This is a genomic window from Streptomyces sp. NPDC051987, from assembly GCF_040680735.1.
Taxonomy (GTDB): Bacteria; Actinomycetota; Actinomycetes; order Streptomycetales; family Streptomycetaceae; genus Streptomyces.
On record NZ_JBFAXI010000116.1, the window covers coordinates 16,543 to 27,130 of the forward strand.

General features: G+C 72.2%; 7 protein-coding genes. 6 read left to right on the forward strand and 1 reads right to left on the reverse strand.

Annotation, left to right across the window (positions count from 1 at the left end):
* Positions 1 to 51 precede the first annotated feature (51 nt).
* Positions 52 to 1,404 (reverse strand): S1 family peptidase, encoded by a 1,353-nt coding sequence (locus AB0M11_RS36695; protein ID WP_365712516.1) that lies wholly within the window; start codon positions 1,402 to 1,404, stop codon positions 52 to 54.
* Between the two features lie 261 nt (positions 1,405 to 1,665).
* Here AB0M11_RS36695 and AB0M11_RS36700 point away from each other — a divergent pair, with 261 nt between their 5' ends.
* The 6 genes from AB0M11_RS36700 (at position 1,666) to AB0M11_RS36725 (ending at position 10,410) form a co-directional block, all read left to right on the forward strand.
* The gene (locus tag AB0M11_RS36700) at positions 1,666 to 2,244 is read left to right on the forward strand and encodes a hypothetical protein (RefSeq protein WP_365712517.1); all 579 of its coding nucleotides are present in this window, start codon (positions 1,666 to 1,668) and stop codon (positions 2,242 to 2,244) included.
* 271 nt (positions 2,245 to 2,515) lie between these two features.
* Positions 2,516 to 2,731 (forward strand): type A2 lantipeptide, encoded by a 216-nt coding sequence (locus AB0M11_RS36705; protein ID WP_132894275.1) that lies wholly within the window; start codon positions 2,516 to 2,518, stop codon positions 2,729 to 2,731.
* Between the two features lie 99 nt (positions 2,732 to 2,830).
* A complete protein-coding gene (locus tag AB0M11_RS36710; protein ID WP_365712518.1) occupies positions 2,831 to 3,637 on the forward strand; it encodes an HlyD family efflux transporter periplasmic adaptor subunit in 807 nt (268 codons plus the stop codon).
* A complete protein-coding gene (locus AB0M11_RS36715) occupies positions 3,634 to 5,856 on the forward strand; it encodes an NHLP family bacteriocin export ABC transporter peptidase/permease/ATPase subunit (protein WP_365712519.1) in 2,223 nt (740 codons plus the stop codon). Before AB0M11_RS36710 ends, AB0M11_RS36715 begins: the two co-directional genes overlap by 4 nt.
* A gap of 1 nt (position 5,857) precedes the next feature.
* Positions 5,858 to 8,674, forward strand: coding sequence for an NHLP bacteriocin export ABC transporter permease/ATPase subunit (locus tag AB0M11_RS36720; protein WP_365712520.1), 2,817 nt, complete (start codon positions 5,858 to 5,860; stop codon positions 8,672 to 8,674).
* A 233-nt stretch (positions 8,675 to 8,907) separates the two neighbouring features.
* The gene (locus AB0M11_RS36725) at positions 8,908 to 10,410 is read left to right on the forward strand and encodes an MFS transporter (protein ID WP_365712521.1); all 1,503 of its coding nucleotides are present in this window, start codon (positions 8,908 to 8,910) and stop codon (positions 10,408 to 10,410) included.
* The last annotated feature ends 178 nt before the right edge of the window (positions 10,411 to 10,588 follow it).

A 10,588-nucleotide genomic window follows, 5' to 3' on the forward strand; every position in this document is an offset into this window, starting at 1 on the left:
GGCCGGACCGTCCACCGTCGGCCGGAACCGCCGACAGGGCCGCGCGATGGGTCAGTTGGACGACGAGGTGCCGTCCGCGCCGGTGCCGGACTGGTCGCCCGTGCCGTTCACGTCACCGGTGCCGGACTGGTCGCCGGCCGAAGCGGACGGGTCGGCGGCGCCACCGATCTGGTCGCCGCCGGCCTGGTCGCCGGCGGAGGCGGACGGGTCGGCCGAGGCACTGGCGTCGCCGGTGCCCGCGCCCGCGCCCCCGGCGCCGAGGGTCGCGCCGGTCGCCTGCAGGGCGGTGGTCACCGGCTGGAAGAAGGTCTCGCCGCCGGAGGTGCAGTCGCCGCTGCCGCCGGAGGTCATGCCGACCGCGCCGCCGTCCTGGGTGAACAGCGAGCCGCCGCTGTCACCCGCCTCGGCGCAGACGTTGGTCTGGATGAGACCGGTGACGGTGTCGACGCCGTTGGGGTCGGTCTCGCTCTGGAAGTTGACGGTGGCGTCGAGGGCGGTGACCTGGCCGTCGTGCAGCCCGGTGGTGGAGCCCATCCGGAACACGGTCTCGCCGACGGTGGCGTCGACGGCCTGGTTGATGGCGACGGTCTGGCCGTTGCCTATGTTGACCTCGCTCGGCGCCTGGGTGGTGGCGTCGTTGTACTTGACCAGCGAGAAGTCGCCGTTGCCGGGGAACTGGGCCTGGTCCACGGTGGCGATGGGCTGGCCGGTCTCGGAGTCGGACCAGTCCTTGGCCGCGACCCCGCAGTGACCGGCCGTCAGGAAGGCGGGACTGCCGTCCGAGGCGGTGACGTTGAAGCCGAGGGAGCAGCGGACGGTGCCGTTCTGCACCTGGGAGAAGATCGCGTCGCCGCCGGAGACCAGGGTCTTGAAGGTGCCCGACGACTTCTTGAGGGTCGCCATGTTCGAGCCGAGGCCCTGCACCGTCGACTCCAGCTTGTCCCACTTGCTGCCGGTGACGGTGGAGTCCGCCGTGACCACGACCTTGTTGGTCCTCGGGTCGACGGCCCAGGCGGTGCCCGGGATGGTCGCCTTGGCCTTCAGGGTCTGGGCGACGGCGGCCAGCGCCGATTTGCTGTTCCGCACCTGGCGGACGACCGCGCCGGCCTTCTCCGCCTGGACGACGACGTTGTTGTCGCCGTTGATGACGTTGACGACGAGCTGCTGCTTGCCACTGTCGTAGTAGGAGCCGGCGAAGGCCTGGCCGAGCAGCTGCTGGAGCTGGGCGGCGAGGTCGGAGGCGTCGGACGCCGACTTGAGGGTCTTGGGAGCGATGGTCGTGGCGCCGGAGGCGTTGTCCTGGGACGCGTTGGCCATCGGAAGCAGGAACGCCGCAGCACCGAGCGCCGCGACACCGCCCACCGCGATAGCGGCCTTGCGCTTCGGAATTCGCTTGTGACTCAAACTTCTCGACCTCCAAGGGACGGAGTGTCTGCCGTTGCGGGGCAGTCGTTCGTGAGCGGCGCCTGGATGGCCATAGGTACGCGCGGGTCACGTGGTGCGTTCAATTCCGTTTCTCAACTTCCTTGACCGGCTGCTGAATCGGCCATGGCACGCCCGTGGTGAACCGGCTCCGCGTGGCGGTCCGTCGGACCGGACGAAATCACCCATATGGCGATGACCACCACCGAGGCCGACACGATCCCCTCCGCCGCCTTCGCCCCCTTGGTGCTCGGCCTCGGGCCAGCCGTCGAGGCGCCGGGCGAGGACCGGGCGACACCGCGTCCGCCCTGGTCGGACCGGCTGCCCCGGGAGAGCGGCGGGCCGTCGGGGCAGGCACTGACGACGGCGGCCGACCCGGCGACGGTGTTCGCGGCCGCGACGGCCCGGGGCGGCTTCGCGCCGATGACGACGGTGCGGCAGCCGGCCTCGTTCCAGCGCGTCGTGACCGGTTCCGATGTCCCGATCGAAGCGGTGCCGACCGGGCCGGACCGCCGGATGGCGTTCGCCGGCATCACGATGCGCGATCAGCGGCCGGGCCCGCCGGCGACGCGGGCCGACGCCGTCCGGGCACTGCCGGACGGACCGCACCGACACGGTCCGCGACCGGTCATTCACGATCCGTCGTGGACACGGACCGGAATCCTTGCTTCAGGGAATCTGCACATCGAATACCCAAGCGGGTCACGGGACGCGGCGGATCTGCACAACCGCGCGCCCCTCGCCGCGCCCTTGGCCCGGAGTGCCGGATTCGCCGACGGACAGGCAACCCGTCCGGCCGGGGCGAAGTCGTGCGGCTTGTGAAGGAGTGGCCGACAAGCGGTGCGCGCGCCTGCACGGTTGCGCCCTTCTGTGCGTCAAGTGCCCAGGTGAGACGCCTGGTTGATTGGAAGCGCGGACGGTGGGCGTGCTTTGATCCATCGCACCGCGGGCCGCCAAGGACTTCCGGAAACGGGCGCCCGGCGCCCGCGGTCGCGGCCGTCCGCTCGTCCCCCCTAGGGCCGTGTTCGTCCCTGAAGGGCGTCGGGGGGCCGCTCTCCCCCTTGTGAATATCCATATGAAGGGAAGTTCCATCATGAACTCCACCCCCCAGGTCGAGACCGTCGAGATCTCCGACGCCGAGCTCGACAACGTCTCCGGCGGCCTCTCCGTGAACGCCCTCGGCACCGTCACGGGCCTGGTGGACGGCGTCGCCCCGGTTTCCGGCCTGGTCAACACGGTGGTCGGCACCGTCGAGGGTGTCACCGGCCTGAACACCCAGCCGGTCACCAACCTGGTCGCCGGTCTCTGACCGCACCTCGTCGCCTTTGAGTCCCGGAGCCGGATCCCGGCCCCGGGGCTCTCGGGCGTCCCGAAACCCCGCGTCTCCTTCACAGGTGAGGGAAGTTCCGTGCAGTTCCGCCAACAGGCCCTCGCCAAGCTCCAGTCACCCGAGGAACTCGACCTCCCCGTGCGGCTCGCCCGGCCCCAGGGCCGGCTCGCGCTGTCGGTCTCCGTCGCCGTGATGGCCGCCGCCTCGGTGTGGGCGGTGACCGGTTCGGTCGCCTCCACGGTGAGCGCGCAGGCGATCCTCACCCACGGGCAGGGCAGTTACATCCTGCAGAGCCCGGTCGCCGGGCAGGTCACGGCGGTCCTCGCCGAACAGGGTGAGCGGCTGCCGGCGAACTCCCCCGTCCTGAAGGTGCGCACGAGCCAGGGCGACTCGGTCGTGCGCACGGTCGCCGCGGGCCGGATCAGCGCGCTCGCCGCGACCATCGGGCAGATCATCCAGACCGGTGCGGACGTCGCCGCCGTGGAGAAGGTCGCCCACGCCTCGGACCCGCTGTACGCGACGGTCTACGTCCCCGCCGAGAACGCCTCCGCCATCCCGGCCGACGCCCCGGTCGACCTGACGGTGTCGTCGGTGTCGACGCAGGAGTACGGCGTGCTGCGCGGCCATGTGAAGTCGGTGGACCGCAGCGCCCAGTCGGCCCAGTCGATCTCGGCTTTCCTCGGCGACAGCCAGCTCGGCGAGCAGTTCACGAGGAAGGGCCGCCCGGTGGCCGTCCTGGTCCGGCTGGACCCGTCGAGGTCGACGAAGAGCGGCTACCGGTGGTCCTCGGCCGACGGGCCGCCGTTCCGGCTCGACTCCATGACCCTGGCCTCGGGTTCGATCCGGCTGGCCGACCAGCGTCCCGTCGATTGGCTGCTCCCGTGACCACCGCCCAGGACACCCGCGGACGCCGGCGCGCCGCCCCGCCCAAGCGCCCGGTCCCCAAGGGGCGCGGAAGGACGGTCCGCACGCCCACCGTGCTCCAGATGGAGGCCGTCGAGTGCGGCGCCGCCTCCCTCTCCATGGTCCTCGGCCACTACGGCCGCCATGTCCCGCTGGAGGAGCTGCGCATCGCCTGCGGCGTCTCCCGCGACGGCTCGCGGGCCAGCAACCTGCTGAAGGCGGCCCGTAGTTACGGCCTCACCGCCAAGGGCATGCAGATGGACCTGGCCGCCCTCGCCGACGTGCAGGGTCCGGCGATCCTGTTCTGGGAGTTCAACCACTACGTCGTCTACGACGGCATGGGCCGCCGCTTCGGCCGCCGGGGCGTCTACCTCAACGACCCCGCCAAGGGACGCCGGTTCGTGCCCATGGAGGAGTTCGACGGCGGCTTCACCGGTGTCGTGCTGGTCCTGGAGCCGGGCGACGACTTCGAGCGGGGCGGCCGGCGGCCGGGCGTCCTGGGCGCGATGCCCGCCCGGCTGCGCGGCACCGCCGGCACCCTGCCGGCCGCCGTGCTGGCCAGCCTGCTGCTGGTGGTCGTGGGCGCGGCGGTGCCCGCGCTCAGCCGCCAGTACATCGACCTGTTCCTGATCGGCGGCCAGACCTCGCTGCTCGGTGTGCTGTTCGCCGCGCTGGGCACCTGCGTCCTGCTCACCCTGGTGCTGACCTGGCTGCAGCAGGCGAACCTGCTGCACGGCCGGATCGTCTCCTCGACCCTGTCCAGCGCCCGCTTCCTGCGCCACCTGCTGCGGCTGCCGGTGACGTTCTTCGCCCAGCGCAGCCCGGCCGATCTGGTGCAGCGCCTGCAGTCCAACGACCAGGTCGCCGAGACGCTGGCCCGCGACCTGGCGGCGGCCGGCGTGGACGCGGTGGTCGTCGTCCTGTACGCGGTGCTCCTCTACACCTACGACGCGCAGCTCACCTTCCTCGGCATCGGTGTGGCCCTGCTGAACATCGTGGCCATGCGGCTGGTCGTCCGGCTGCGCGCGACCCGGACCGCGAAGCTGCGCGCGGACACCGCCCGGCTCACCAACACCTCGTACACCGGCCTGCAGCTGATCGAGACGATGAAGGCGACCGGCGGCGAGGACGGTTACTTCCGCCGGTGGGCCGGGCAGCACGCGGCCACCCTGGAGGAGCAGCAGCGGCTGGGGGTGCCGAGCGCCTGGCTGGGGGTGGTGGCGCCGACGCTCGCGACCCTCAACAGCGCGCTGATCCTGTGGATCGGCGGCATGCGGGCGGTCGAGGGCGGCATCTCGGTCGGTCTCCTGGTCGCCTTCCAGTCCCTGGTCACCCGGTTCACCGCGCCGCTGACCCGGCTCAACGGTGTCGCGGGCCGCATCCAGGACTTCGCGGCGGACGTGGCCCGCCTCAAGGACGTGGAGAACTTCCAGGCGGACCCGGTCTACGCCCGTCCCGGAGCCGACGGCTCCACCCGGCGGCTGCAGGGCCATGTCGAACTGGAGAACATCACCTTCGGCTACAGCCCGCTGGACAAGCCGCTGCTCACCGGCTTCGACCTGACCGTCGGCCCCGGCCGCCAGGTCGCCCTGGTGGGCGGTTCGGGCAGCGGCAAGTCCACGGTCTCCCGGCTGATCTCGGGTCTCTACTCGCCGTGGGAGGGCGTGATCCGCATCGACGGACAGCGCCTGGAGGACATCCCGCGCGGCGCGCTGGCCGCCTCCGTCTCCTTCGTCGACCAGGACGTCTTCCTCTTCGAGGGCTCGGTGCGCGACAACGTGGCGCTGTGGGACCCGTCGATCCCGGACGAGGCCGTGGTGGAGGCGCTGCGGGACGCGGCCCTGTACGACGTGGTGACGCGCCGGCCCGGCGGCATCCACAGCAGGGTCGAGCAGGACGGCCGCAACTTCTCCGGCGGCCAGCGCCAGCGCCTGGAGATCGCGCGGGCGCTGGTCCGCCGGCCGAGCATCCTCGTCCTCGACGAGGTGACCAGCGCCCTGGACGCCGAGACCGAGCTGGTCGTCATGGACAACCTGCGCCGCCGCGGCTGCGCCTGCGTCGTCATCGCACACCGGCTGAGCACGGTGCGCGACAGCGACGAGATCGTCGTGCTCCAGCACGGCACGATCGTGGAGCGCGGACGGCACGACGAACTGGTGGCCCGCGGCGGGGCGTACGCCGCGCTGGTCAGGGAGCGATGAGATGACGACCGTGGACCAAGGCGACCTCGTACTCGGCGCGTTCGGCTCACTGGGCACCCGGATCGACTGCGCCGGCTTCACCCGCCTCGACCTCGAAGGCCCCCAGGTGCTGTGGCTGGTGGCGGCCGGCGCGCTGGACCTGTTCGCGGTGGACGCCGCGCAGGAGGGCCACTGGCACCACCTGGGCCGCCTGGAGGCGGGCGCCCTCCTGCTCGGCCCGGTCGCGGGACCGCAGCACGTCCTGGTGGCCCGCCCGCTGCGCGACTGCGTGGTCCACCGGGTCGGCCTGCGCGAGCTGTACCAGCCCGCCGGCACCCAGACCTGGTCCTACGACGAGTACGGCAACCCCCAGTACGTCCCGCCGGCCAGCAGCCCCCTGGAGTACGCCCTCGCCCTCGGCGTCGGCCGCGGCCTGTCCGTCCTCTTCCAGGCCCCGATGACCGCCGGGGAGCGGGCCGCGGCCCCCGCCGACGACGACGTCTTCTGGATGCAGGTGCCGCCGGGCAGCGTGCAGTACGGCTCGCTGTACGGCGCGGAGGCGGCCGCCGACCTGCTGATGGACCCCGCGCTGTGGCAGAGCGTGGTGGACCAGCAGTACCGGCTGCTGACCACGCTGGACCGGTGGATCGAGCAGCTGGAACGCACCCACGAGACGCGTGCGGCGGCCGGTGTCAAGGCCGGCGAGGCGGTCCGCGCGCAGGCCGACCGCACGCTCCTCGCCGCCCTCGGCAAGGGGACCAGGCGCACCACGGCCGCCGACGCCGACGCCTCCTACGCCGCCTGCAGACTGGTCGCCGAGGCGGCGGGCATCACCCTCGCGGAGCCTGCCCAGTCGGGCGCCGGGAGCGACCGCCTCGACCCGGTCGAGCGGGTGGCCCTCGCCTCCCGGATCCGTACCCGGGCGGTACGCCTGGACGGCCGCTGGTGGCGGGAGAACGTCGGCCCGCTGGTCGGGCACCGGGCCCTGTCCGGAGCGCCGGTCGCCCTGCTGTGGCGGCGCGGCGGCTATGTGGCCGTCCATCCGGCGACCGGCCGCGAGACCCCCGTCGAGAAGGCGAACGCGGCGGAGTTCGAGCCGCGCGCGGTGATGTTCTACCGGCCGCTGCCCGACAACGCGCTCAGCCCGCTCGGCCTGCTCCGCTTCAGCCTGCGCGGCTCGGGCGGCGACCTCGGCAGTCTGCTCCTGGCGGGGCTGGTGACCGTGGCCATCGGGGCGCTGGTGCCGATCGCGACCGGCAAGGTGCTGGGCGACTACGTGCCGAAGGCCCAGACGGGCCTGATCGCGCAGGTCTGCCTGGCGGTGATGATCAGCGCGGTGGTGTCGGCCGCCTTCACGCTGCTGGAGAACCTGACGATCCTGCGGCTGGAGGGCCGGATCGAGGCGACCCTGCAACCGGCCGTCTGGGACCGGCTGCTGCGGCTGCCGACCAGGTTCTTCACACAGCGCTCCACCGGCGAGCTGGCCGGCGCGGCGATGGGCGTCAGCGCGATGCGCCGGGTGCTGGCGGGGGTCGGGCCGGTGGTCGCCCAGTCGGTGACCGTCGGCGCGATGAACCTGGGCCTGCTGTTCTGGTACAGCGTGCCGATGGCGCTGGCGGCCCTCGCCATGCTCGTCGTCATCGCCGCCCTGTTCCTGGGGCTCGGGCTGTGGCAGGTGCGCTGGCAGCGCCGCCTCGTGGTGCTCGGCAACCGGCTGAACAACCAGGCGTTCCAGACCCTGCGGGGCCTGCCGAAGCTGCGGGTGGCGGCGGCCGAGAACTACGCCTACGCCGCCTGGGCGACCGAGTTCGCGCGCAGCCGGGAGCTGCAGCAGAAGGTGGGCCGGATCAAGAACCTCACCTCGGTGCTGGGCTCGGTCTATCTCCCGGTCTGCACCCTGCTGATGTTCATGCTGCTGGCAGGCCCGGCGAAAGGCGCCATGGACGCGGCGGCCTTCCTCACCTTCAACACGTCGGTGACGATGCTGCTCACCTCGGTCACCCAGCTGACCGGCTCCTTCGTGTCGGCGGTGGCCGCACTGCCGCTCTTCGAGGAGATCAAGCCGGTCCTCCAGGCCGCCCCGGAGGTCCGCACCGCCAGCACCCGCCCCGGCCCGCTGTCCGGCGCGGTCGAGGCCCGGCGCCTCTCCTTCCGGTACGCGGACGACGGTCCGCTGGTCCTGGACGACGTCTCGTTCGCCGTCCGTCCGGGCGAGTTCGTGGCGATCGTCGGCCCCAGCGGCTGCGGCAAGTCGACGCTGCTGCGGCTGCTGATCGGCTTCGACAGGCCGGTCTCGGGGAGTGTGCTGTACGACGGCCAGGACCTGGGCGCGCTCGACCAGTCCGCGGTCCGCCGCCAGTGCGGGGTGGTGCTCCAGCACGCGCAGCCGTTCACCGGCTCGATCCTGGACGTCATCTGCGGCACCGAGCCCTACACCCCCGAGGAGGCGATGGCCGCGGCCGAGCTGGCGGGGCTCGCCGAGGACATCAGGCGGATGCCGATGGGGCTGCACACGATCGTCGCCGGGAGCGGCGCGATCTCGGGCGGCCAGCGGCAGCGGCTGATGATCGCCCAGGCGCTGATCCGGCGTCCGCGGATCCTGTACTTCGACGAGGCGACGAGCGCACTCGACAACGACACCCAGCGCACGGTCATCGAGAGCACCCGCAAGCTGAACGCCACCCGGATCGTGATCGCCCACCGGTTGTCGACGGTCATGGACGCCGACCGGGTGATCGTGATGGAGGACGGCAAGGTCGCCGAGCAGGGGCGGCCGGCCGACCTGCTCGCCGACACCGGCGGGCGCCTGCACGAGCTGGTACGGCGGCAGCTGGCGTGACCGCTCAGGCATAGAGCCGACGCGCCCTCCCCCCGGGGGGGCGCATTCACCGTTTCCTGGTTTCCCCTCGCCCGGGACGCTCACCCGACCGCACCAGCGAAACGTTGCCGTTTCGCAGAAAGTCGTCTAGGCTCGATGTGTACGAAACCGTTTCGTTCGCGGTGCTGCAGGTGCCGTGTCCCCGAAGCGGCTTCCCGGCTGTCCCCGAACGACTTCCCTGGAGTGGTTCCCGCATGTCTGAGAAGACCCTGACCGACGACGGCCTCGTCGGTGCCGAGGAGGCACCGCCGGCCGCCCCGGCGAAGCGGTGGTGGATCCTCGCGGTCATCGCCATCGCCCAGCTGATGGTGGTGCTCGACGCCACGATCGTGAACATCGCCTTGCCATCCGCCCAGGCCGACCTCGGATTCTCCGACGGCAACCGGCAGTGGATCGTCACGGCCTACGCACTCAGCTTCGCCTCCCTGCTGCTGCTCGGCGGCCGGATCGCCGACCTGTTCGGCCGCAAGACCGCCTTCCTCGTAGGCGTCGCCGGCTTCGCCGCCGTGTCGGCGCTGGGCGGCGCCGCGAACGGCTTCGGGATGCTGGTCACCGCACGCGCCCTGCAGGGCGCCTTCGGCGCGCTGCTCGCCCCGACCGCGCTCTCGCTGCTCAACACCACCTTCACCGACGCCCGTGAGCGGGCCCGCGCCTTCAGTGTGTACGGTGCCATCGCCGGTGCCGGCGGCGCGGTGGGCCTGCTGCTCGGCGGTGTCCTGACCGACACGTTCGACTGGCGCTCGACCCTGTACGTGAACGTCGCGATCGCCGTCGTCGCCTTCGCGGGCGGCATGGCCCTGCTGCACAACCACCGGGACGCCGGGAACTCCAAGCTGGACGTCCTGGGCACGGTTCTGGTCGCGGCCGGTCTGTTCTCGCTGGTCTACGGCTTCTCCAACGCCGAGACGCACGACTGGGGCTCGCCGCTGACCTGGGGCTTCCTGATCGCGGGTGTGGTGCTCCTGGCGGCCTTCGCCTGGTGGCAGACCAAGGCCTCGCACCCGCTGCTGCCGCTGGGCATCCTGATGGACCGCAACCGGGCGGCCTCGCTGCTCACGGTGCTGATCTCCGCCGGCGGCATGTTCGGCGTGTTTCTCTTCCTCACCTACTACCTGCAGCTGAACCTCGGCTTCAGCCCGACGAAGACCGGCGTGGCGTTCCTGCCGATGATCGCCGGCCTGATGGTGACGGCGCAGCTCGGCACCCAGGCCCTGCTGCCGCGGATCGGACCGAAGGTCGTCATCCCGCTGGGCTTCGCGGTCTCCGCGGCCGGCATGGCCTGGCTGACCGGCATCGGCGTCGGCTCCAGCTACGTCAGCGCGGTGCTCCCGCAGCTGGTCATCACCGGCCTCGGCCTCGGCCTGGTCATGCCCGCGGCCATGCAGCTGGGCACGGGCGGAGTGACGGCCGACGAGGCGGGCGTCGCCTCGGCCACGGTCAACGCCATGCAGCAGGTGGGCGGTTCGATCGGTACGGCGCTGCTCAACACGCTCGCGGCGAGTGCGGCGACGGACTACCTGTCCGGCCGGGACGCGACCAGCAAGCTGGTGCAGGCGCAGGCCACCATCGAGAGCTACACGACCGCGTTCTGGTGGTCGGCCGGTCTGTTCGCGGCGGGCGCGGTGATCGCCTTCGTGCTGTTCCGCGCGGGGGTGCCGCAGCAGGACGCCGACGCGGCGCCGGTCGTCCACATGTGACTCCCGCGGAGCCGCAGGGAGCGAAGGGGCCGAGGGGTCGCCGTCAGCAGGGAGACGGTGGCCCCTCGCCGTTGCCGGGTGTGGGTCACGTCCGCCGCTCCCCGGCGTTCCCCGGGACAGGGCCCCCACGGGGGGGCGGTGTTTGCCCGGGTCGGGGGGGGGCCCCCCCCCCGCCCGG